This window comes from Coleofasciculus sp. B1-GNL1-01 (assembly GCF_040220235.1).
Taxonomy (GTDB): domain Bacteria; phylum Cyanobacteriota; class Cyanobacteriia; order Cyanobacteriales; family Coleofasciculaceae; genus Coleofasciculus.
On the sequence record NZ_JAVJTO010000039.1, the window covers coordinates 63,845 to 88,024 of the forward strand.

The window sequence follows — 24,180 nt, forward strand, 5'->3', positions numbered from 1 at the left end:
GTTAATCAAAATTGTAGAGTAAAAGATGAACAGGGAAAACAGTTGTGGGCAATTTGAAAGAAATCAACCGCTAAACCTTTTTCTGTGCTTGCAAGTGAGTAACTAGATGATGTATTGTTGTTGATGGGTTATTACTTTCTGATAATTGCTTTTCTAATTTTTGAGCATTCGCAATAGCTTGATCAAGTTTTAATTTAAGTAAATTGTAGTAACCTGAGTTGCTTTTATCATAATCTTCAAGACCGACTTGCTTCAATTCCCTATTTAACTGCTCGATCAATTGTTTGCAATTTTCAAAGGGACTACTCGTATAGCGATAATGGAGTAAAAACCAAAACTCAAAACAGGGAACAGGCAGAATTGGCTTAATTGTGTAGCGTGAATAGCCATGAGCGTTATTTATAGCTTCTTGATATTCTGGTCTATCCCCATCAAATAGACAAAATACTTCATCATATTTTGGTTTTCCCTTCTTTTGGTTATCTTTCTGGTTTGCTTCACAGAGCTTAATGGCATTTTTCACGATATCGATACAAGAGCCACCAGAACCGGAAACTACCTTTATCGTAGTTGTCGGTAATTTCAAATCCTGCTTTAATTCAGAAAAATAATTGTATTCTGTTTCTTGACCTTCAACCACAATCAGAATCAATTTACTGGGTCGCCTAAACCTTTTTTTGCGTTTGAGTTCTTGTTCAGACTTTCCTCGCTGCTTTGGCATAGTTTAAATATTGAGTCCACCGACAAATGGAATAGCTCCATATCGACCTTTCAGATAACCTTTTTGTAGGGATTCATCCTCACAAGGTTGAAATTCATATAGGGAGTAAAGCTTGGTCATACTTTTATCTTTTTCCGTAAACCATATCTGATCTGGACGAAAAATTTCTCCATCGAGAAGACTTGTATCATGAGTGGTGAATATCAATTGAGCCTGGTTTTTATTGATGTCGGGATTATTAAACATTCTAGCCAAGGCTGTTGACAAAACTGGATGTAGGCTTCTATCCAGTTCATCAATCATTAAAAGCTCTCCATCTTTAAGAACGCTCAGCCAAGATCCAGCAAGTTCAAATAAACGTTGTGTTCCTTCAGATTCATCACCCATATCCAGTGGTACAAATTTTTCAGAATCCATCATCTTATGCATAGCTTGAATCCCTAAAATCTGCAAGTTATCTGCATTCATTTTGGGTATTTTATTATTATTTTCGTTCCCTTGAATAACGTCTGTAATATTTTCTAGGGCTATTTTAATCTCATCTGGCAAGGACGAAAAAGAGCGCATTTCTATCTCTATATCTGATATACCAATATCTGCTTGAATAAGAAGATTAACAACTTCTTGGCAAAATTCTTTGTCTTCCTGACATCTATGAGCAGTGTATGGGCTAGAAAAATCTGGACTAATCAGATTTAAATTTTTTCTAAACCACTGAAATACTTCTGTAAGTTGAGGATGATTATTTTGTGCAGCATGAGATAGAAACAGAGAATTGGAACGCACAAATTTTTTAATTCGTTCTTTTTCTCCTTTTAATCCCGCGCCAAACGACCATTCATAGCCATCATCTGCCTTGAAATTTGGATTTTCTGGATTATAGGTACGAGAGAACCAAGTCTGGGCACGCCCTTTCGGATAGGCAAGTAGCCACTCTTCATAAACTCGCTTTTGATCTAAAGTCAGTCCATATTCGTAACGAATTTGATTATCTATAAAAATCACTTCAAAGCTAGTGGGTTGCTTTTTGGATTCAGCATTCAACAAAAAGGGTTCAATATCAAACTTATCACCCATTTGCATACGAGAGGCTGAACTAACCACAATCTTCTGTAGTGTCCGCATGGCTCGCAGTAAATTACTCTTGCCAGATGCATTTGCACCATAGATGACAGCACTGGTGAGTAAGTGTAGATCCTTCGTCTTCGGCATAGGAAAACTATTGCTATGGAGCATCGCTTTATCTTCGGAAGCCACCATACTCAAGGTTTGCCGTTCTTTAAATGAACGATAATTTTCTACACTGAACTCAACCAGCATAACTGATGTCTCACTTGATTAACTATTGAGTCTCATTCAAACATTACACTATGGAATTATAGCGGTTCTTCTACAGAGTACAACACAGATTATGTGTAGGGGCGCACCGACGTGCGCCCTACTAAATGGTCGGATATAAATAAACGGTGGAGTAAAGGGCGACCCGATCCAATTGAATGGAATGGAGTTTTTGATTAATGCAAGCGGGTCGCCCCTACAGGGTGGTTTCGCGATCGCACAAAGCTCAATTCCCTAAGACGCCCCTACTAATCCACTATGGCGCAGTAAGGGTTCCGTACTCGGTTCCCGTCCCCGGAATTGCTTGAATACCTCCATGGGTGGTATACCACCGCCTAATGCCAGTACTGTATCCCGATACCGCTTCCCGGTATCCGCCACGGCGGTTTCATTCTCTAAACCAACCTCCTCAAAGGCGGCGAAGGCATCTGCACTCAAGACTTCTGCCCATTTGTAACTGTAATATCCAGCCGCATAGCCGCCCGCAAAGATATGGGAAAAGGCACAGAGGAAGGAATCTTCCGGTAAGGGTTGTAACACTGTGGTAGTTTTGGCAATCCGGTGACGGACATCACTGGGACTTTCCTTCCCACCGGGCTGATAACGGTGGTGTAGTTCGATATCCACCAAACTAAAGTGCAATTGCCGTAACATGGCACTACCACTCATGTAAGTCCGGGCTGCCAAGAGTTTCTGATAATAATGTTCGGGTAGGGATTCCCCGGTTTCGTAGTGCTTTGCCATGCCCATCAGTGTAGGGCGATCGTAACACCAGTTTTCCATAAACTGGCTGGGTAGTTCCACCGCGTCCCATTCTACGTTATTAATTCCGGCGGCACCAGCATAATCCACTCTGGTAAGCATGTGTTGCAACCCGTGACCAAACTCGTGGAATAGGGTTTCGACTTCACCAAAGGTCATTAAACTGGGTTTACCATCAATCGGTGGCGTTTGGTTGCAAACTAAATAGGCAACAGGTAAGCGCGTTGTTGTTGTCCCCGCTTCCGTGAGTTTGGCACGTCCCACACAATCGTCCATCCACGCGCCTCCACGCTTCTCAGCAGGACGACTGTAGGGATCTAAATAGAAAAACGCGATCGCACTTCCTGTTTCATCGGTAACTTGGAAATAGCGGACATCTTCATGCCAAACCGGGGCTTGTCCATCCGCAGGCGTAATGGTTACCCCAAATAGTCGCTTGATTAAGCCAAACAAGCCATCCAGCACTTGAGGTAACGGAAAATAAGGACGCAATTCCTCAGCACTGAAGGCAAACTTTTCTTCCCGTTGACGTTCTGACCAAAAACTGATGTCCCAGTGTTTCAACTCATTAGCTTCGGGGACACCTTTAGCCGCCGCAAACACTTTCAACGCCTCTAAATCCTTAACCGCCGCATCGTAGCTAGCACCACGAAGTTCTTCCAGTAATCCCTCCACCGCCTCAACATTCGGTGCCATTTTGCTGGCAAGGCTTAATTCAGCATAACTGCTAAACCCTAACAGCTTGGATTTTTCTTGACGCAGTTCTAAAATCCGCTCAATTAGGGGACTGTTATCCAACTCTCCAGAAGAAGCGCGGCTGACAAAGGCTTTATAGAGTTTCTCGCGCAAATCCCGACGGGTACTGTGTTGCATGAAGGGGATGTAACTGGGATAGTCCAGCGTGATCCGCCAGGGACCCTCTTCCGGAGTCGCTTTTTCTTCCCCAGCGGCGCGGGCGGCTTGAGCGGCTAAACTCTTTAAGCTAGGGGGTAAACCCTCTACCTCTTCTGAACTGGTTAGGGTCATGCTAAATGCCTTGGTTGCATCTAGGACATGGTTAGAGAACTTTGTCGATAGTTCCGCCAACTCCATCTGAATTTGATTGAAGCGCTCCCGCACCTCCCCTTCAAGTCCGACACCCGACAGTTCAGCATCTCGAATGGCAGCTTCTACAATCCGTTTTTGGGCTGGCTCTAAGCTACGCCATTCCTCCCCATCCTGCAAGGCTTTAAAGGCTTTGTATAGGGGTTGACTTTGGTTGAGTGTGTTGATGAATTGAACGACTTTGGGTTGAACCGTTTCGTAAGCCTCACGCAGTTCAGGACTATTTTTCACCCCCATCAAATGACTCACGATGCTCCAACTCCACCTGAGGCGTTCTGTCAATGCTTCTAGGGGTTCGACTAAACCGTCCCAGGTTGGTACTACCTTTTCCTCTAGGGCGGCTAATTCCTGATCGAGTTCAGCTAATAGCTGTGTCATCGCAGGCACAATATGGTTTGGCTCAATTTGGTCAAAAGGGGGTAGTCCCTTGCCACGGCATAATGGATTCTCAGTCACAGTTGGATTGGCAATCATGAGTCGTATCGGGTTACAAAATCAGACTGAAACAGCATGTAGTGGTGATGCAAGACAAGCAGCTATTGCCGTTATCTTGTATCAAACTAACGCCTGAAGCTTCCCTGGGGAAGCGGTGAGGCGCGAAAATTAAATAATTAGCAAGAATATTTTTTGACGTCAGTGATCCTTATCATCGTGAAGATTAATTTGAGTGGTAGAAGGCAAGGATTGAGTTTATGCCTCAGTAGTGGCGTGACCCAGCTAAAATAGGGCTTTGCAGTAAGCACTTTAGTGTTCTAACGCATAGCTGGAGAGGGCTAAGGTTCCCTCACTACAAGCTTTCATTAAATGCGTCGCAACTGAGCCGGGGCGGATTTAGCTAAATCTGGGTGAAGTCAGAAACGATAGTTGTGAAACCCGCCCCTACACACACATCAGTACCCTAGCTCCCCCAGCTTCCTCTGCTTCCTCTGCTCCCCCTCAACACAAGACTTATTCAGCCAACCCTACTGACGCTGGAATACCGATGAGAAACGTTCTTTAACTTGGCTGACAGTGGATTGAATCACATTTCCTGGCGTGGCTTGAGGGCGAGTTGCCACAACGATGGGTTCGTCTTTAAACTCTTTGAGTCGATGACCATATTCCAACTCACTTTGGCGCTTCCGCAGTTTAGGGAATAGCCGAAATACTCCTTTGAGTAACTCCTCTTCCTGCTGAAATAACGCCTGGTTGATTTGACTGCTGCGATTCACTGCCATTGAGCCAGCCGGTAACCAGTTTTTCTCTCCCTTAATGCGGACATAGATATTGAATTCCGGTAATCCCGACTTTTGCATTTCATCATATTTGCGGGAAGCGGCTGCCCGTTTAACCTTGTTTTTCTTGGCTTTCTGCTGTTTGGGTTGGACTTTGCCAAAGCCGAGTTGGGTGGTCATATTACGTTACTCCGATAGTGCCTTAACAAAAGTTTACATCATTCTCAGGAAACTTGTGCTGCCGACGTTTGCTGATGAGTCTGAAATACAGACACCGCATATAGCCCTACGCATTGAGGTTAGGACTATAAAATTGGGTGAAAAGGCAATAGGCAATAGGCAATAGGCAATAGGCAACAGAGAAATGTCCTAACGTATCCCCATAGTGCTATACAAGAAAGGGCGCACGTCGGTGCGCCCCTACAGATAAAAATTTTTTAAGTTGAACCTAGGGAAGCTTAAGGAGTGGTCTCAGAAGTCGAGTCGTCCTCAGCTTTAGGTTCAGTCGTCTCGTCAGACATTTCTTTATCTTCAGTCGCCTTTTCCATGTCTGCCTTGTCAGACATGTCTTTCTCTTCAGCCGCTTTATCCATGTCTTCCTTCTCTTCGGCTGCCTTATCGGTTGCAGCAGGAGCGGCATCTTCTGTCGCTGCGTTATCAGGGTTAGCTGGCTCAGTTTCCTCGATAGTCGTAGCATCATCCGTTTCTGGGGGAGCGCTACAACCTGTGGCTAATCCCAGACTCAAAAGTGAAGCGATGGCAAATGTAGTAAGGTATTTAACGGTCATAGTCACACCTTATTTGGTATCCTAATTGGTTAGGCTTGCCAGACAATTACTGGCTTAAATGCAATTAAAGCGCATAAAAGAGAATTTTGGTGAAAAATTTAGTATTTTCTCAAAGAATTACAAAAACTGTGGCGATTATACCTCAAAACAACTCTACTTGTGCTAAAATACGCTAATTTAATCTCTGAAGAATCAAACTTAGCCTGTTTTTGCCAACCAACAGGATACACTCAGATTTTTTCTTCCTGGCAAACTCAGACACTGGGAAACTGATCCAGAATTCATCAAAATGAAAATAAACCCATCTAAGTTGCATGAGCGAGCATGAACCGTTGGCAGTTTACCGAAGCCTTTGAGGGATTGACACCACGACGCAGGCAAGTGCTGAAATTGCTCTTGGCTGGCGTTTCGGATCAGGATATCGCTCAATCGTTACATATTGAAACATCAACGGTGAGAAAACACGTTGAGAATATCTGTTCAGCTTTTGGGCTGAGAAATGAGTTTCCTGATGAACGGCGTTCTAAACGAGGAGAGTTAATTGCGCTGTTCGCTAAATATCAACCTGAACTTGTAACCCGGCAAACCTTGAGTGTGACTCACCAAAGGTCATCTGAATTTGTAGATGGTAATAATTACAAAATAGTGAAACGCGAGGATACGGAAATTCGCGTAACGAGTGAGGTGAGATTAACGGTTAATGATATGTCCGATTCTCCACTTAACAACCGCGATATCTTTATCCTGATTGATCAGAGTGGTTCTATGGTGAGAAAGGATGAAGATACCGGAAATCAAACTCGGTATGAATATCTAGCGGAAGTTGTGGAAGGACATATCGCCGCCATTCTGTCAGTCAGTTCTGAATTAGGGACTAAAGCGAATGAAACCATTGCGATGAAGCAGGAGGAATTGGCTAACAATCGCGCTTCGGTTTACTTCTTCAGCAGGGAAAGGGTCAAACCCAAACCTATTGTGATTAACGATGCCTCTCAAGTTTGGAAGCTGTTCGTCAAAAATAAACCCAAAACCAAAACCTTTATTGCTCCGACTTTAAATCATTGTGTTAATACTTGGTTGACTGAAGGAAAACCTAACGGAAAAGGAGCATTTTTTATTATTTATACTGATGGTCAATTTGATGACGAAGAGCAATTTATTCAATGTATTGCTTCAGCCTGTAGCAAAATTGAAAATCATAAAGATATCAAGTTTTTTGTGTTGGGATTAGGGAAAGATATTGATATTGAACATTTCCTGGCGCTAGACTTCAATGTCAATCAGACGATGAAATTTAATATTTTTGTCTTTGATTTAGTCAATGAAGTCGATGATATCATTGAGCTGTTAAAACGCCAGCTAACGGATGATCCGTATCTAGCGTTTCCGGATTGGGTCAGAATTCGTCATCCTGATTTAGTCGAGAAGGTGATTCAAGGGAACAAGGAACAGCGGTGATGAGGGAGCTGGGGAAGATGAGGGAGATGGGGGAGATGGGAAACAAAATTTCTATAGCCCATTAACCTGTTCCCTATTCCCTATTCCCTATTCCCTATTCCCTATTCCCTGTTCCCTAACAAATGACGAATGACAAATGACGAATGACAAATCAACAAACTCGACGTCCCATAATTACCAAATCACGCTCAATGTGACCCATATCCGCTATTTGAGGTAAATAACCCCAACGTTGGAAGCCATATTTTTGAAAGAGGTGTAGGCTGGGTTGATTGTGAGCAAAGATTAATGCCACTAAGGTATTGAGTCCTAACTTAGGACTCTGTTTGATGGCGCGTTGCAGCAGTTGTTGTCCTATTCCTTGACGCCGAAAATCGGGAGACACGTAGACGCTAAGTTCAGCCGTTGCATGGTAGGCTGGGCGGACTAAGAAAGCCTGAAAACTGAGCCAACCAGCAATTTGACCTGTAGAATTGGATCGTTCATGGCAGTCCATGACCCAAAGAGGGTGGCTGTTTGGTGTATGTTCTTGATACCAAGCGATACGGCTTTCAACTGAGATAGGTTCTAGATCGGCGGTGGCAATGCGACTGGGAACAGCCGAATTGTAAATTTCCACGATCGCAGGCAAATCTACCTCAGTGGCATCACGGATATACATTAAGGCAGGATTAGGGCGACAAACCATAGAATATTAGTGCTAAAGGGTCATCAGTGATTAAACAGGCTTCTTTCTGTGGCACTATTGATTTTTCTGTTCACGCTTATCCTGATTATCTGGCAACTGCGAGGATTGGGCATCGGATTGGGTGCATTGACAGGGGGGATTTTTACTCTGGTTAGCGATGTGTCCTTAATGGACGAACTTAGAGTTAGTGCAACCGTTGGCAATACTATATTCACATTGATTGCCCTACTCATTGTGTGCCGGATTCTGGATGAAGCCGGGTTTTGGCGAGGGTTAGCGCTACAATTAACGGTTTTGGGGATAGGTCAAGGGCGTCTGCTTTTCCTTTTGTGCGGACTTTTGGGAGCATTGGGAACAATTGTTTTAACCAATGTGGGTATGGCATTAATCTGGATTTCTCCGGTGATGGAGATCCTTTGTTTACTACGCCTCAGGGCTAAAACCGTGTTCGCCGTTGTCTTTACGGTTAGTTTTATCACTGAAGCGGCTAGCTTATTGTTCCCTGTGAGCAATCCGGTCAACCTGCTTGCGGTAAACTACGGCGACATTTCCGGGTTTCGCTATATTCTGGTGATGACCCCGGTGACATTTGTCGCGATCGCAACCAGTTTAGCCAGCTTCTGGTTCTACTTCCATCGAGACATTCCAGTCACATACAAACTTACTCACCTCCCGCCACCACGCCAAGCCATTCGTGATCCGTTGGTTTGTCGATGGGGTATGGTTATTTTAGTCAGTCTACCTCTGGCATACTGGATTGCCCAAGACCATGCTCTGCCGACTTGGATCGTACCCGCGATCGCGGCGTTGATTCTGCTAGGATTGGCGAGACGTGGGTTTCTCCCAAATACCACTCCGATTATTTCTGTGGGCAAAGTTTGGCAGGAAATTCCCTGGCAATTGATCGGGTTTAGCGTCCTGATGTATGGTGTCGTCCTTTGTTTAGGTCAAATTGGCATCAGTCATGTCATCACCCATCAGCTAGAAGCCCTCTCCAGTTGGGGATTAACCTTGACAGCCATCGGCACAGGTTTTCTGGCTACTGGGCTGTCAAACTTATTTCAAAATTTACCCACGGTGTTGCTAAATGCCGTAGCCATTTCCGACACAACCACTGAGCCAGCGATTCGCGAAGTGATGGAGTACGCGAATGTGATTGGATGTACCCTGGGAGCAAAAATTACTCCTCTGGGTAGTTTATCCACGTTAATTTGGTTCAAGGTTTTAGCACGTAAAGGTTTGCGCCTGCATTGGTTTTACTATATTCGTCTTAGCCTGATTCTGACTTTACCAATTCTATTTCTCAGCTTGCTGAGTTTAGCCCTCTGGTTTCCCTGGCTAATTGTCTAAGGTTTGATTTGTCCTTTGTCTTTTATATCTAGAGAATCTATATTAGAGGATAAACTAGCAATAACGATCGAAAGGCTTTATCATACTCTAGGGTGTATCTGCTTGCCTGACCACAACAGCTTTTTCCAAAAAACAGAAAGACTTCAGACGTCAAGCTGTTATTGGGCTTTTCCAGATAATATAGCGACTCAGCCAAGTCGGTTTAGGTATTTGAGAGACCTGTAGTATCATTTTGAGTTTCTCTCACTCGCACAATTGAGTCTCATCAATCAGGTAAGTAATCGATGATCATCCAAACAGCAGAACCTCCTCTCCCTAAGTCTCAGGGAGGCAGAACACAAAAGCACCATGAGTTTTGTAGCAATCAAGACAAATTTTTAACCCTGACCCTTGATTTGTTTTTCATTGCCAGTCCTGATGGCTATTGGCAGCAAGTTAACCCGATGTGTGAGCGAATCCTGGGATATAGCAGCCAAGAATTTAAAGCCCGTCCCTGGATTGAATGGGTGCATCCAGAGGATCAGCAGATGACCTTGAAGCAACTGCAAAAGCTCAGGGACTGTGAGGAAATTGTCTCCTTTGAAAATCGCTACCGCTGCAAAGATGGCTCCTATAAGTGGCTGTTATGGAACATCACCTTATGTCACACGCAGAACCAAATTTATGCAGTTGCTCGTGATAACACCCAACGCCGGGAAGCTGAAGCCGCACACCGGGAAAGCGAAGAACGGTTTCGTTTATTGGTCGATGGCGTCAAAGACTACGCCATTATTATGCTCGATCCAGAGGGTAAGATTGTAAGCTGGAATCCGGGTGCCGAACGAATTAAACAATATCGCGCCGCAGACATTCTCGGTCAACATGTTCGTTGTTTTTATACCCCTCAGGATATCGCCCAGGGACAACCGGACAAAGGCTTAAAAATAGCTGCACAGCAAGGTCGTGTTGAAGAAGAAGGGTGGCGAGTGCGTAAGGATGGCTCAACATTCTTTGCGAATGTTGTGATTACTGCCTTACGGGGAGAAGACGGACAATTACGGGGCTTCGCTAGGGTAACACGAGATATTACCGAACGCAAATTCGCTCAGGAAACTCTAAAACAAACCAATGATGAGTTAGAAAAACGAGTGGCAGAACGCACGGCTGAACTGTTGCAAATTAACCAACGGCTGAAACAAGAGATTGCTCTGCACCAGCAAACTGAATCAGCGTTGGCAGCCGAAACCCACTATGTCACAGATTTATTACAGAAGTTGCAACAAACTCAAACCAAACTGATTCATACCGAAAAAATGTCCAGTTTGGGGCAAGTGGTTGCCGGAGTTGCCCATGAAATCAATAATCCGGTCAGTTTTATTTACGGCAATATCGATTATGCCATCTGTTATCTGCAAGACTTAATGCATTTAGTTGAGCTTTATGGCAGTCACTATCCTCAACCTGTCGCCGAGATTCAGAAACAAATCACAGACATTGATCTAGATTTTTTGATGGCAGATATGCCAAAACTATTGACTTCAATGAAGGTGGGAACTAACCGGATTCGCAAAGTGGTTTTATCCCTACAGAAATTTCTTAAAGCTGATCAAAATGAAATGAAGCCAGCCGATCTGCATGAAGGACTGGAAAGCACTCTGCTAATTTTACAACATCGGCTGAAACCCAGCGTTGAACATCCGGAAATTACTGTGATTAAGGACTATGGAACATTGCCTCCAGTCGATTGTTATGCAGGACAGATTAATCAAGTGTTTATGAATTTGCTGACCAATGCTGTAGATGTATTGGAAGCGTCAGGCGGAGATACTCCTCATCACATCAAAATCAGCACTGAGGTTCAGGATATTAGTATTAATCAACCTGGCGCGAGTTATTGCCAAAACGTACCTCATGCGGTGATTCGGATTGCCGATAATGGTTCGGGGATGAGTCCAGATGTTTGCCAAAAACTTTTTGAGCCATTTTATACGACAAAATCTGGAGGCAAAGGAACAGGATTGGGTTTATCGATTAGCTATCAAATTATTGTAGACCATCATGGGGGTCAGTTAACCTGTCGATCTCAACCGGGTATGGGTTCAGAGTTTGTTATCGCGATTCCGATTACTCAAATAATCACCAAGCATCCTGAATTGTCTCTTGCGCCAAGTTAAGTGTCATTTGTCTAAGAACAGGGAACACCTCGACTTACCTCGATGATCAGTGAGCTTGGTCGAACTGCGCTCGGTAACACGCTCGGTGTGTCACAGGGAACAGGGAACAGGTAAGGTAGAGTTTTGAGTTAACTTCCTCATCTTCCTTGTTTCTTTCATTCCCAATACCCAATCTTTCCTCGTGGTTCCATTAGTGTCGCTTCAAAGGGGATAACTCCTACTTTTTCACTCTGAATAGAACGAGCGGCTTGTCGAGATAAATCCAGAGTTCTACCCGGAATATAAGGACCGCGATCATTAATGCGAACAATCACACTATGACCATTTTCTAAATTTTTGACCTTCAGATAGGTATCAAATGGTAAGGTGGGATGGGCTGCAGTCAAATCATGCTGATCGTAAATTTCCCCAGTAGCTGTGTACCGACCGTGAAAATAGGGGCCGTACCACGATGCTACACCTTCAATGGTACTCGATGTTTCAACTAATTTGTACATCTGCTTTTGGGCGTCTGCCAAACTTAATGGCGCTTGTCCTAAGGCTAGACGCAAGTTATTTGCCCATTCAATTGCCAGAAGTTCTCGATGCTGATCTAAGTCTTTGGCTAGGGTATCATCCACTTTAAATAATACGCGATCGCCTGCTTTCACCACAGGTATCCCATCCGACAGCATAGCTCGTACCGATGAATTTATCTCCGATACATCAGATGAGTCACAGAACAACAGCGTGAGATTTTTCGCCATCTGTTCAGCCTGCTTTTGAGTCGGCAATTGGGCGATCGCTCGTCCTTTCACCACAACCTGGAATTGCTGCTTTTCTGGTACATCTGCTGATTTTTTCTTCCTTTGGGTATATTGCAAAAAGCCTCGTTTTACTCCTCTTACTTGACTCCTTTTTCTGCCGCGAGTCCTGGTTTGAGCGAGTGGACGGATCAGGACAACCTCTTCAGTCAAGGTTTTATCGTTTGATTCGGCGGATTGACCCCACGAAAACAAATTCTCGATCAGTTTCCAGATTTTCTGGGGTAAGCTTATATCGGAGAGATGTCCTGACGTTGAGGAAGCATGATAGGTGGATTGGGATTTACTCCGATTATGGGGAGAATCTGACTTGGCGGGACAGGTAACCGATTCAGCCGTGTCCCGAAATGGATGAGTTCCAACAGTAACAGTTTGGGCTAAGGGAAAAGGTAAACTGCCTAAATCCTGAGTGAATCCTGAGTTAGCAAATGTCGTTACTGGAGACGGGTTAGACCTGACGTCTGAATAAACTGGAGAGGCAAAAAAACGAGAAGTTGGTTGTTCGAGTGGGCTGTTAACAACAGATAAAACTTTAGCAGGCAAAGCATTGGCAATATAATCGGGTACTCTTAATAGACCTTGGCTGGATGCCAGCAAACAGCCCACCCAAGATGTTGTCCAAACTAATCCGAAAAAAGTCATGATATTAAATAATCCTGCCGTAGAATGCACTGCCGTGACTCATACCGTCATTCAGTATACAGACATCTGTAGGTTTCTGCTCACTTTTAGGACACAATGAAAGACGAGGCAACAGGCAATAGGCAACAGCGCAATAGGCAACAGTAAGATTTTTTGCAAGTACGTAGATACGTAGAAGTGTCGGCATCCTGATGATTGATTACCTTGCTGTTTTAGCATACACAAAATTCATGGCGCTGGCTTATTAATAGGAAATTCTAATTGATGTATTTTTCATTTATTAATTAATAAAACCTAATTCGTCATTTGTCCTTTGTGCGCTCCCCTGCACCTCCACTCCCCAGCCCCTCTGCTTCCCCTGCGGCTTATGCAATGCTAGGATGACATTTGCCACGTCTGGTGAGGTATTGATGGCAGAAACACTTTTCTTTAATGCGTTGCGTGCGGCTATTGATGAAGAAATGGCTCGTGATGACGCGGTATTCGTGCTTGGTGAAGATGTGGGTCACTACGGTGGCTCCTACAAAGTGACCAAGGATCTGTATAAAAAATACGGTGAACTGCGAGTTCTAGATACTCCTATTGCCGAAAATAGTTTTACCGGTCTAGCCGTGGGCGCAGCGATGACAGGGTTGCGACCGATTATTGAAGGCATGAATATGGGCTTTCTCCTCCTGGCATTTAACCAAATTGCCAATAATGCTGGGATGCTGCGTTACACGTCTGGCGGTAATTTCAAAATTCCCATGGTGATTCGTGGACCCGGTGGGGTGGGGCGTCAACTGGGTGCGGAACATTCTCAGCGACTCGAAGCCTATTTTCAAGCGGTTCCGGGTTTAAAGATTGTCGCCTGTTCAACTCCTTACAATGGCAAGGGATTACTCAAAGCGGCGATTCGGGATGATAATCCGGTTTTGTTCTTTGAGCATGTTCTCCTTTATAACTTAAAGGAAGATTTGCCCGATAAGGAGTATGTCCTGCCTTTGGATAAAGCTGAGGTTGTCCGAGAGGGCGAAGATGTCACCATTCTCACCTACTCGCGAATGCGTCACCATGTTACGCAAGCGGTGAAGTCTCTAGAGAAAGAAGGGTTTGATCCAGAGGTGATTGACTTGATTTCTCTGAAGCCCTTGGATTTTGAAACTATTGGCGCGTCGATTTGCAAAACCCATCGGGTGATTCTGGTGGAAGAATGCATGAAAACTGGCGGTATTGGGGCGGAGGTAACGGCATCAATTAATGATCGGTTCTTTGATGAATTGGATGCTCCTGTCTTGCGACTCTCGTCTCAAGATATCCCCACTCCTTATAATGGCACTCTGGAAAGCTTAACCATTGTCCAACCTCAGCAGATTGCAGAGGGAGTAAAAAAGATGTTGGCACTACAGATCTAACTCAGATCTTGCACCACTCCCCTTAAACCGCCTTGGGTTTAAACCCAAGGCTAAAAGCTCAAGTCAGCTAAAGCTGACTGGATAGGGATTTCGCTCTACTCAGCGTGGACAGTAGCTCGCTTGTCAAGACGTTGAGTTCTTGGCGGATGGGGGGCTTACTGAAAATGGTGCAAGATATGAGTATAAACAGATTAAGATAGCATTTGTTGCGGCGAGTCATAAGTTATGCAAAGACAGCGTTCGTTAGTAGCCCTGATTCTAGTCCTGATCATTCTGGCAATCGTAGTGCTGGTGAAGATTCCTCTTCAGCAGGGACTTGATTTGCGGGGTGGCGCACAACTGACGATTCAGGTGAAAACCACAGAGGAGATTACCGAAATTGCGCCGGATCAGTTGGAAGCTGTGAGAACTGTGGTTGACCGTCGCGTGAATGCTCTCGGTGTTTCTGAATCTCAAGTTCAAACCATTGGCTCCGACCAAATATTAGTACAACTTCCCGGTGTGAATGATCCGCAACAGGCTGAACGGGTGCTAGGGGGAACCGCCCAACTGGATTTCCGTAAGCAAATACCGGGTACAGAAGCCCAGCTTTCGATTGAGCAACAGTTGCGTCAGCAACTGCTATTTGAACAAGCCGCTCTACTGGAGAGTGAAGAGGGTGGTGATCCAGAGGCGATCGCAGAAAATCAAGCGGCTTTAGAACGCTCGAACGCCGCGATCGCAGAATTGTTTGAGAAGACAGATGTGACGGGGAAAAACCTCAAGGATGCCTTCGCGCAACCGACTCAAGCCGGTAATGGTTGGCAAGTCGCCATCCGTTTTGATGCGGCGGGGGGACAAGGATTTGCGGAACTGACTAGAGACTTGGCGGGTACCGGGCGCAGTATTGGGATTTTCCTGGATGACTCCTTGATTAGTGCCCCCACCGTGGGTCCGGAATACGCGGAAACGGGGATTAGTGGCGGTAGTGCTGTGATTACCGGGAATTTTGATGTGCAACGGGCAAGTGACTTAGCCGCCCAACTCAAAGGGGGTTCGTTACCGTTACCTGTGGAAATCGTAGAGAATCGCACTGTCGGCGCTACGTTGGGACGAGACAGTATTCAAAGCAGCGTTTATGCTGCCATTGGCGGTTTAATTTTAGTCTTGCTGTTTATGGCAATCTACTATCGTCTCCCCGGTTTAATTGCTAATGTGGCGCTGAGTATCTACGCTCTACTCACCCTAGCCGCCTTTGCCCTGATTGGTGTAACGTTAACTCTACCAGGAATTGCTGGGTTTATTCTCAGTATTGGTATGGCGGTAGATGCGAATGTGCTAATTTTTGAACGGACGCGAGAAGAATTACGCGAGGGAAAAACTCTATATCGCTCTGTGGAATCGGGTTTTTATCGAGCGTTTTCCAGTATTTTGGACTCGAACCTAACCACGTTGATTGCGTGTGCGGCTCTATTTTGGCTAGGGTCAGGTTTAGTTAAAGGCTTTGCCGTTACCCTAGGAATTGGAGTTGTGATCAGTATGTTTACAGCCCTTACCTGTACTCGCACATTTATGCTGTTGTTGGTTTTAGGATTTCCTGGAGTGCGCCAGAAGCCGCAACTGTTCTGTCCGAATCTGTCACCGTCTCAGTGATGGGGTGATGGGGTGATGGGGTGATGAGGGGGCAGAGGGAGCAGAGGGAGCAGAGGGAGCAGAGGAAGCTGGGGGAGTCATGTAAAGAGATGCCATGACATCTGTGTGTAGGGGCGGGTTTAGGGACTAATATTGATTGTTATCGTTAGCTTGGCGGCAAAACCCGCCCCGACCAAATGACATAAGACGAATGACGAATGACATAAGACGAATGACGAATGACAAATGACCAAATTTAGTGTAATCAAACAGCGATCGCTCTGGTGGATCATTTCCGCCGTAATCATCTTGGCTGGTATCGCTTCCATGGCGATTTCTACGGCACAGCTAGGAGCGCCTCTGCGTCCTGGTCTCGATTTTGTCGGCGGGACACGTCTACAAGTTGAACTCGATTGTGGTGTACCCGGTAACTGCGACGAACCGATAGAGCTGGCAGAGGTGCGCGAGGTTCTCAATGAACAGGATCTGGGTAATAGTACGATTCAGCGTATCGGTGCTGAACAACAAGGGTTGACAATTCGCACCAAAACTTTGGATGTTGAACAGCGCAGTCAGTTACAAAAAGCCCTAAGTGAAAGGATTGGGGAATTCGATCCAGCCGCGACTCAAATTGATACTGTAGGTCCAATCATCGGACGGCAGTTATTTACATCCGGTTTACTGGCATTACTCGTTTCCTTTGCCGGGATTCTGGTTTACCTCTCGTTCCGGTTTCAGTTTGACTATGCTTTTTTGGCGTTTATCGCTTTACTTCATGATGTCTTGGTCACGTTGGGCATTTTCTCTATTTTGGGTTTAGTCCAAGGGGTAGAGGTTGATAGCCTTTTTGTGGTCGCTCTCTTGACAATTATTGGATTTTCTGTTAATGATACCGTAGTTATTTACGATCGCATCCGGGAGGTCATTGCCAAGCATCCCGACCAACATATTGATCAAATAGTTGATGATGCGATTAATCAAACCCTTACCCGGTCAATTAATACCACGTTAACTACGGTATTAACGTTGGTGTCTATTTTCTTGTTTGGCGGAGAAACGTTAAAATATTTTGCCCTAGCCCTAATTGTAGGGTTTATCGCAGGTGCATATTCGAGTATTTTTGTTGCCAGTACCCTATTAGCATTCTGGAGAGAACGCACGGGTCAAACCAAAGCCACTCAGGTTATCGAAGCTGAATTTTTGGACAAAGCATAATCGGAATTGTCTTTAATTATAATGGAGCCGTTAGACACTCAGTCTTCTCACAATATTCCAGATCACCTTGAGCCGACAATAAAGGTGAAAGTTCAGCGACTTCATCAACTTACGGTGTATGGTCGTTGGTTATTCGTGGGTATTCTCTGGATTAGTGTTGCTCCGCTGAGTCTTTGGGGTTGGCGTTATGAGTTATTGTTGTTGCAAGAGCATTTTACCTGGTCGGGTCTGCGATATAGTATTGCATTTAACCGCCTGCCTATTTTGGGTCTAGCTATCTGTGTGGGGACGACAACAGCAGTTTTAGTGTGGCAAAGTCGCAACATTTTATTTGGAATTCCGACCGCCGAAAAACAACGCTTGGCGCATCAGGTGCGTCGGATATGTCATCAAGGTCCGAGTCATCCGCTATGGAAATGGGTTTGCGATCGCGGTTAAGTTTGTCATTCGTCATTCGTCATTCGTCATACTCGCCTTCGCGAGAAGCAAGCTACGTCATTTGTCATTCGTCATTCGTCATTCGCCATTTGTCAAAGAACAGGCAACAGGGAACAGGCAACAGGCAACAGTGTAAGGTAGAGTTTTGAGTTAACTCACGACTTCCCCAGCTCCCTCTACTTCCAGACGCGCCATGGCACGTCTCTACATTTCACCCACTAAACTGTTTCAACACTCCCGATATCATCATTGTGGCTTGGGTTGTGGATATGCTTAAACCAGTCATTTCCAGTGCAGGGAGAGCCGCTCTCAATTCAAATTTAAACTGAGCATCCTTGAGTTGAAATAGGGGAACAATTTGCTCTACGATTTGAATCTCAAAGATTTGTTCGAGTTGTGCGCTATCCAAGACTCCGTGACTTTTGAGCCATAACCCCAAGGGTTGGTGATTCAGGGAGCAACGCTGTAATAATTTGCTTAAGACGCGATCGCTTACCCATTGATCTCGTCGAATCAGGGATATCAAACCCTGTCCATCGAACCGATTAGCGGCGGCGACTATTCGACCTTGAGCAATCCAAATGTAGTGATTGGGGAAGTGTTCAATGTGTAGAGACGAGTTGATCGGCTTTGGTTTGGCTACAGGTGGTAACGTATGTTCAAAACTCGTCCTGACTGATTCTTGAGACGTTCTATGGCGCGTCTTGAGGGTTGACGCCCTATCTTCCTCATCTCCCGTGTTTCCTCTAACGCTTACATCTGATTGCAAGTTTGTATCAGACGCGAAACGGACAGCGCTAAAAGGATGAATTGCTAGTACACCTGTTTTCCCTCCTTTCTCAAGCCACTGAAAAATCGCTGGTAGAGGAAAATCAATTAAAGTGCCTTGAGTACCCATAATTTTAATCCTGATAATCAGCAAAAGTAAAGTAAAACCTTGAACCCTAACCGAGTTAAGATTCCACCCAAAGTCTACCACGATGATTGTCCACTATTTTCTCACACAGGGCTAAATCAATTATCTATTCCTGGATACTCTGTTTGCTATTCAGGTGTTGAAAAAATTGGGACATCTGGCGGCTACGTCTCAGAGCAATTTCTATGCCATTATCTCCGACCGAAAACCAGCATTCATCGTTCTGAGAAACAGCGCTAATATGAATGTTATGTGTATCCTGTGAGCGGTATTTTATCCCGTTTGTAAACTAACTAATCATTGCACTAATTGAGAATTTATTGCCCTGACTATGACTACGGGTAAATTACTGTGAGTTGACTATGGCTTGACCGTTTTGCATAGAGGGTTCTAGATGCGCGATCGCATGACTCATTTTCTGATTGCAATCCGTCGGCTGGAATGACGTTTGAGTTCTGTTTAGGCTTGAACAGACTAATAAGTTTTCAAGTCGCTCATTCACTCGCGGCGTCTGTGTAATAACTCGCTTAATAAAGGCATTCTACATACTTATACCCTTCTACTTTGTCTGTTGGATAATGTTCTATAAGTAGTCGGACAAAAGAAAACGTCACTGTACTAAGTTTTGTACACAAGCCTCAAACCCTTACAAATGACGAATGACGAATGACGATCTTCACCGTTCACGTTAATTATGTCCACCTACTTACTTTCCGCTCTGGTGTTCAGGATGAACCAAAATAGACATTTTTGTTGGAAAATGTTGGTTTTTGGCACTCTGTCCCTTAAAATAAACTTAAAGCGACTGAGTTAATGCAACACATAATGATACTCAATGAATAGTATAGAAGCGCTAGCTGTCTTGAGTTCGATGCTTCGTGATCCGCCACTGAGTAACATTCAAGAACAAGTCTTTCACTTGACTTGGCAAGGGTTAACCTATACGGAAATTTCGGCTAACATCGGATATGAAGAGAGTTATATTCGAGATGTTGGTGCTAAACTTTGGCAACGTCTTTCTCATATTATTGGAGAAAAAGTCACTAAAAATAATATCAATACTGTCTTTGAGCACTATATTATCAACAGAACAAAAGATATTTCAGCCCAACCTCCCCTAGCCAACTCAAGCGATACTATGTTTAACCAAACCAGAACACCAGATCGGTTAGAATTCCCTGGTAGTCCTTTGCCACTTAACTCCGAATTTTACATTAATCGCCCCCCTGTCGAAGAACTCGCTTACGCAGAACTTGGCATACCCGGCAGTATTATTCGGATCAAAGCGCCCTCAAAGATGGGAAAAAGTTCTCTGCTGCAACGGATTATTGCTCAGGCTAAGGCGCAAGGATTCCATACAGTTAATCTCGACTTCCAACAAGCTGATGAAAGTGTTTTTATCAACCTGGATAAATTTCTGCGCTGGTTCTGCGCTAACGTCGCTCGGCAGTTGCAGATCCCACCTAATCTGGATGACTATTGGGATAAAGATATTGGTAGCAAAGTTAGCTGCACCTTCTATTTTCAAGGATATCTGCTGGAGCAAATTGACACGCCGATTCTCTTGACCTTGAATGAAGTTAATCGGTTGTTAGAGTATGACACAATTGCCAGGGACTTTCTGCCATTACTGCGTTCCTGGCATGAAGAAGCCCAACTGGATGAGAATTTACAACAGTTGCGTTTCATTGTGGTGCATTCGACTGAAATTTATATTTCTTTAAATATTAATCAATCTCCCTTTAATGTGGGACTACCGATTCTTCTACCAGAGTTGACGTTAGAGCAGGTGCAGGAGTTAGCCTGTCGTTACCAACTGGATTGGATGGATAATTCTCAAGCCGCCGACTTAATGGCAATGGTGGGAGGACATCCTTATTTAATTCAACTGGCACTTTATCACCTACGTTATACTGATCTCACCTTGGCGCAGTTATTAGAGGAAGCACCAACCCTGGCGGGAGTCTATAGTCATCATTTGCGGCGTCAATTCGCCACCGTGGAAAAGAATCCGGAGTTAGGGGCGGCGTTGCAACAGGTGGTGATGGCAACAGAGAGCGTGCGTTTAGATGCGATCGCGGCGTATAAGTTAGAGAGTATGGGGTTGATAAAACTACAGGGAAATCAGGCGACAATCCGATGTAAGTTATATCAGCTTTATTTGAAGGAACAACTCTCCCTGGAATCGCCAACTGATCCGCGTATTGGACAGTTAGAGCAAGAGAATCAACAGTTAAAGTATTTATCAAAAATTGATGACTTAACCAAGCTGGCGAATCGTCGCACCTTTGACGATCACCTCGCCCAAGAATGGCAGAAATTAGCGGAAGAAAAGGTTCCCCTGGCATTGATTTTAGCGGATATCGACTTTTTCAAATTGTTTAACGATGCGTTTGGTCATCTGACGGGAGACTTTTGTTTAGAGCAAATCGCCCAAGCGATTCGGGAGTGTGTCAAGCATCCAGAGGCTTTGGTTGCTCGTTTTGGTGGGGAGGAATTTGCCATAATTATGCCACACATAAATGGAGAGCAAGCGGTACAATTAGCAAAGCAAATCCGAGAACGTGTCAAAGCCTTAAATATTTCCCATGATCCCTATCGGATGTGTGGATATTCCTCAATTATCACTCTGAGTTTGGGTGTCGCTGTGATGATTCCCCATCCAGATGATGATCCATTAAAGCTGGTGCAGGCGGCTGATGAAGCACTATTTGAGTCAAAACGACAGGGGCGCGATCGCGTGACGATCCGGTAAGAGGTTCCGGTGGAACGTCTGTCAATCAATTGTAGGGGCGTGTAGGGGCGGGTTTAGCCACTCAATCTTGAATCCCACCGATAATGTATGTAGCAAAACCCGCCCTGACTAACATCAAAGATAAGACGTAGAAGGGCGGGTTTTGAATAAATTTAATCATCGATAGGGAGAAGAAAGTCCCTAAACCCGCCCCTACACCTTTAATTAATAAAATGGAATCTTTTTTTTACAAGACGTAGAAGGGCGGGTTTTGAATAAATCTAATCATCGATAGCGAGAAGAAAGTCCCTAAACCCGCCCCTACACCTTTAATCAATAAAATGGAATCTTTTTTTGACAAGACGTAGAAGGGCGGGTTTTGAATAAATCTTGATCATCAATAGCGAGAAGAAAGTCCCTAAACCTGCCCCTACACCTTTAATTAATAAAATGGAATCTGTTTTTGACAAGACGTAGAAGGGCGGGTTTTGAATAAATCTAATCATCGATAGCGATAAGAAAGTCCCTAAACCCGCCCCTACACCTTTAATTAATACAAATGACGAATGGCAAATTACAAATGACAAATGACGAATGACGAATTACCCACTTAATCACCAATCACAAACAACGCCCGATAAACAGGTTGTTTACAGGCTATTGTGTAGGTTTCTCGTTCGGTGGGAACAGGTAGAGGATTCGTGGCTAACCACTCGGTTCCTTGACGTTGAAAGGCTGGATTCTCGGTAAAGCGATCGCACATTTCTTGGGCTACGGCTTCAACGTCAGATTGGATAAGAACTTCGCCACCTTTGACCAAGTATTTTGCCAACGTATTGACCAATTCGGGTTTGACCACACGGCGTTTAGCATGTCGTTTTTTGAACCATGGATCAGGAAATTGAATGGTTACGCGCTTTAATAGTCCCTGGGGTAAAGAGGCTAAAATTGGTGCTAATGAGTTATCGACATTGCAAAATATAAAATGAAGATTATCTAATCCTAACTCCGCTACCAATTCTTGGGCTGTCTCAACTAAAGGTTCTCGAATTTCTAATCCCAGAAAATTCCAATCGGGGTTCTGGGTTGCCATTTCTAACAAAAACTCCCCTCTAGCACTACCGATATCTAGATGTAGCGGTTGCATGGGTTGATGATATACCTTTTCCCACGGGGGAGGCGTTACTGGAGTCAGGTATTTTTTACTCAAGGGATTGACATGTTGACGCACGCGAACTCTCGGCAATGGTATCGCCTCCTTCTTTTGTCAGGTATTAGGTTTTGCTATTCTATCAAGAAATCAGTGATTGGTTTAGTTTTGTCAATAGTCCTCAAACCCTTACAAATGACATAAGACGAATGACGATATTAACCAATCGGAAGTTCAATGATAAACTCAGCACCTTCTCCAGGGTGAGACACACAACGTAATTGTCCACTGTGTTTTTCCACGACAATCTCATGACTAATCGATAATCCTAACCCCGTTCCTTTGCCAAAAGGTTTAGTCGTGAAAAAGGCTTGGAATAGCTTTTCTTGTATCTCTTCAGGGATACCAGGACCATTATCAGAAATACGGATTTCTACTCGCTGGTTATCAATCCCTCTGGTACGAATCCAGATGGTGGGAGGCGCGGGGGTTGTATCACTCTCTGAAATTGTCTCGGAATTTTGCTTTCTACATTCTGCTTCCTCTAAGGCATCAATTGCATTCGCCAGTATATTCATAAACACTTGGCTCAGGCGTCCAGGATAGCATTCAATGGGCGGTAACTTTCCATATTCTTTAATCACTTGAATGCCTAAATGTTTCCCGGTGGGTTTGATCCGATGTTGCAAGAGAACTAGCGTACTCTCTAACCCCTCGTGCAAATCAACCATCATCATTTCGCCTGCGTCGAGGCGAGATATATTCCGCAAGCTTTTAATGATTTGGCAAATGCGTTCGATGCCCAATTCCATCGACTTAAAGGTTTTGGGTAAATCTTTTACCAGAAAATCTGTGTCAATTTTTTGAGATTTATCTTGAATTTCGGCAACTGGATTCGGATAATGTTGAGCATAGATTTGCAAGAGGTTAAGTAAATCTCGGCTGTATTCGCTGGCACAGCTTAAATTGCCATGAATCGAAGTAATGGGATTATTAATTTCATGGGCAACCCCGGCTAACATTTGTCCCAGACTGGACATTTTTTCACTTTGAACTAGCATGGCTTGGGCTTGTTGCCAATTGTTGAGGGCTTGGGCGAGTTGATTTGTCCGTTCTTCCACTCGTTGTTCCAATTCCTGGGTCAATGTTTGTAAGGCGGCTTCGGCTTTACCCCGTTGTTCAACTTCCTCAACTAATCGGGTATTTTGCTCTTCTAGGGTTTTGGTTAGGGTTCGCAGTTTCAAATGCACCTTAACTCGTGCTAAGACTTCTTCCTGCTGAAAGGGTTTAGTGATATAGTCTACAGCCCCTAAATTTAACCCCTTAACTTTATCAATGGTATCGGTCAAAGCCGTCATAAAAATGATCGGAATCTCGTGAGTGTCAGGATTGGCTTTCAGGCGTCGGCAGGTTTCAAATCCGTCAATTCCTGGCATCATCACATCTAACAGAATTAAGGTCGGTGGATCATAAGCAATTTGCTCAAGCGCGGTTTCTCCATCAAGAGCAACGGCAATTTCAAATCCAGCGCTAGTCAGGGTTTCTGAGAGTATTTCTAGATTGTTGGGACTATCGTCAATAATTAAAATAATCGTTTTGTTTAACTTGTCTATCATTGCCTTGTTGCGTTGTTCTATCCGGTTCAAGGTAGTAGAGTTGGACTTAAGCATGGCTATAATTTTTAGGGGGTAGCGATATGTT

The 24,180-nt window shown here is 44.4% G+C and carries 19 protein-coding genes; 8 read left to right on the forward strand and 11 right to left on the reverse strand.

Annotated elements, in window-relative coordinates:
- Positions 1 to 70 precede the first annotated feature (70 nt).
- The 5 genes from RID53_RS09015 to RID53_RS09035 form a co-directional block, all read right to left on the reverse strand.
- Positions 71 to 721: an RloB family protein gene (locus RID53_RS09015; RefSeq protein ID WP_446387788.1), complete on the reverse strand. Its 651-nt coding sequence runs from the start codon at positions 719 to 721 to the stop codon at positions 71 to 73.
- Between the two features lie 3 nt (positions 722 to 724).
- Positions 725 to 2,041: an AAA family ATPase gene (locus tag RID53_RS09020; protein WP_446387789.1), complete on the reverse strand. Its 1,317-nt coding sequence runs from the start codon at positions 2,039 to 2,041 to the stop codon at positions 725 to 727.
- Between the two features lie 252 nt (positions 2,042 to 2,293).
- Positions 2,294 to 4,399, reverse strand: a complete 2,106-nt coding sequence (locus tag RID53_RS09025) for a M3 family metallopeptidase (protein ID WP_446387790.1) — start codon at positions 4,397 to 4,399, stop codon at positions 2,294 to 2,296.
- A gap of 488 nt (positions 4,400 to 4,887) precedes the next feature.
- Complete coding sequence (locus RID53_RS09030; RefSeq protein ID WP_446387791.1) at positions 4,888 to 5,319, reverse strand: HHL1-like protein; 432 nt, start codon at positions 5,317 to 5,319, stop codon at positions 4,888 to 4,890.
- Positions 5,320 to 5,597: 278 nt separating this feature from the next.
- On the reverse strand, positions 5,598 to 5,927 hold the full coding sequence (locus tag RID53_RS09035; RefSeq protein WP_446387792.1) for a hypothetical protein: 330 nt from the start codon (positions 5,925 to 5,927) through the stop codon (positions 5,598 to 5,600).
- Between the two features lie 324 nt (positions 5,928 to 6,251).
- On the opposite strand from RID53_RS09035, the gene RID53_RS09040 reads away from it, so the two are divergent.
- Complete coding sequence (locus RID53_RS09040; protein WP_446387793.1) at positions 6,252 to 7,385, forward strand: LuxR C-terminal-related transcriptional regulator; 1,134 nt, start codon at positions 6,252 to 6,254, stop codon at positions 7,383 to 7,385.
- Positions 7,386 to 7,536: 151 nt separating this feature from the next.
- Here the strand turns inward: RID53_RS09040 and RID53_RS09045 are convergent, their stop codons facing one another.
- Entirely contained in the window at positions 7,537 to 8,046 is a 510-nt protein-coding gene (locus RID53_RS09045; protein WP_446387812.1) for an N-acetyltransferase family protein, read from the reverse strand.
- Positions 8,047 to 8,121: 75 nt separating this feature from the next.
- On the opposite strand from RID53_RS09045, the gene RID53_RS09050 reads away from it, so the two are divergent.
- Together RID53_RS09050 and RID53_RS09055 are read left to right on the forward strand one after the other, a co-directional pair.
- Positions 8,122 to 9,423 (forward strand): ArsB/NhaD family transporter, encoded by a 1,302-nt coding sequence (locus RID53_RS09050; RefSeq protein ID WP_446387794.1) that lies wholly within the window; start codon positions 8,122 to 8,124, stop codon positions 9,421 to 9,423.
- Between the two features lie 284 nt (positions 9,424 to 9,707).
- Positions 9,708 to 11,576, forward strand: coding sequence for a PAS domain-containing sensor histidine kinase (locus RID53_RS09055; protein ID WP_446387795.1), 1,869 nt, complete (start codon positions 9,708 to 9,710; stop codon positions 11,574 to 11,576).
- A gap of 155 nt (positions 11,577 to 11,731) precedes the next feature.
- On the opposite strand, the gene RID53_RS09060 is transcribed toward RID53_RS09055, so the two are convergent.
- Positions 11,732 to 13,021 (reverse strand): septal ring lytic transglycosylase RlpA family protein, encoded by a 1,290-nt coding sequence (locus RID53_RS09060; RefSeq protein ID WP_446387796.1) that lies wholly within the window; start codon positions 13,019 to 13,021, stop codon positions 11,732 to 11,734.
- Between the two features lie 410 nt (positions 13,022 to 13,431).
- Here RID53_RS09060 and RID53_RS09065 point away from each other — a divergent pair, with 410 nt between their 5' ends.
- The 4 genes from RID53_RS09065 to RID53_RS09080 all read left to right on the forward strand — a co-directional run bounded on the left by RID53_RS09065 (position 13,432) and on the right by RID53_RS09080 (position 17,679).
- Entirely contained in the window at positions 13,432 to 14,415 is a 984-nt protein-coding gene (locus tag RID53_RS09065; protein WP_446376209.1) for a pyruvate dehydrogenase complex E1 component subunit beta, read from the forward strand.
- Positions 14,416 to 14,640: 225 nt separating this feature from the next.
- Entirely contained in the window at positions 14,641 to 16,047 is a 1,407-nt protein-coding gene (gene secD, locus RID53_RS09070; protein ID WP_446387797.1) for a protein translocase subunit SecD, read from the forward strand.
- Positions 16,048 to 16,272: 225 nt separating this feature from the next.
- Positions 16,273 to 17,241 carry a protein translocase subunit SecF gene (gene secF / locus RID53_RS09075; RefSeq protein ID WP_446387798.1) on the forward strand — a complete coding sequence of 323 codons (969 nt, stop codon included), beginning with the start codon at positions 16,273 to 16,275 and terminating at the stop codon, positions 17,239 to 17,241.
- A 21-nt stretch (positions 17,242 to 17,262) separates the two neighbouring features.
- Positions 17,263 to 17,679, forward strand: a complete 417-nt coding sequence (locus tag RID53_RS09080) for a hypothetical protein (RefSeq protein ID WP_446387799.1) — start codon at positions 17,263 to 17,265, stop codon at positions 17,677 to 17,679.
- A gap of 211 nt (positions 17,680 to 17,890) precedes the next feature.
- Here the strand turns inward: RID53_RS09080 and RID53_RS09085 are convergent, their stop codons facing one another.
- Positions 17,891 to 18,577, reverse strand: coding sequence for a DUF4388 domain-containing protein (locus RID53_RS09085; protein WP_446387800.1), 687 nt, complete (start codon positions 18,575 to 18,577; stop codon positions 17,891 to 17,893).
- Between the two features lie 364 nt (positions 18,578 to 18,941).
- Positions 18,942 to 19,097, reverse strand: a complete 156-nt coding sequence (locus tag RID53_RS09090) for a hypothetical protein (protein ID WP_446387801.1) — start codon at positions 19,095 to 19,097, stop codon at positions 18,942 to 18,944.
- 333 nt (positions 19,098 to 19,430) lie between these two features.
- Here RID53_RS09090 and RID53_RS09095 point away from each other — a divergent pair, with 333 nt between their 5' ends.
- Positions 19,431 to 21,350, forward strand: a complete 1,920-nt coding sequence (locus tag RID53_RS09095) for an AAA-like domain-containing protein (RefSeq protein ID WP_446387802.1) — start codon at positions 19,431 to 19,433, stop codon at positions 21,348 to 21,350.
- A gap of 589 nt (positions 21,351 to 21,939) precedes the next feature.
- Here RID53_RS09095 and trmB read toward each other — a convergent pair.
- Both trmB and RID53_RS09105 read right to left on the reverse strand, forming a co-directional pair.
- Positions 21,940 to 22,575, reverse strand: a complete 636-nt coding sequence (trmB, locus tag RID53_RS09100; protein WP_446387803.1) for a tRNA (guanosine(46)-N7)-methyltransferase TrmB — start codon at positions 22,573 to 22,575, stop codon at positions 21,940 to 21,942.
- Positions 22,576 to 22,697: 122 nt separating this feature from the next.
- Positions 22,698 to 24,149, reverse strand: a complete 1,452-nt coding sequence (locus RID53_RS09105) for a hybrid sensor histidine kinase/response regulator (protein WP_446387804.1) — start codon at positions 24,147 to 24,149, stop codon at positions 22,698 to 22,700.
- Between the last annotated feature and the right edge of the window lie 31 nt (positions 24,150 to 24,180).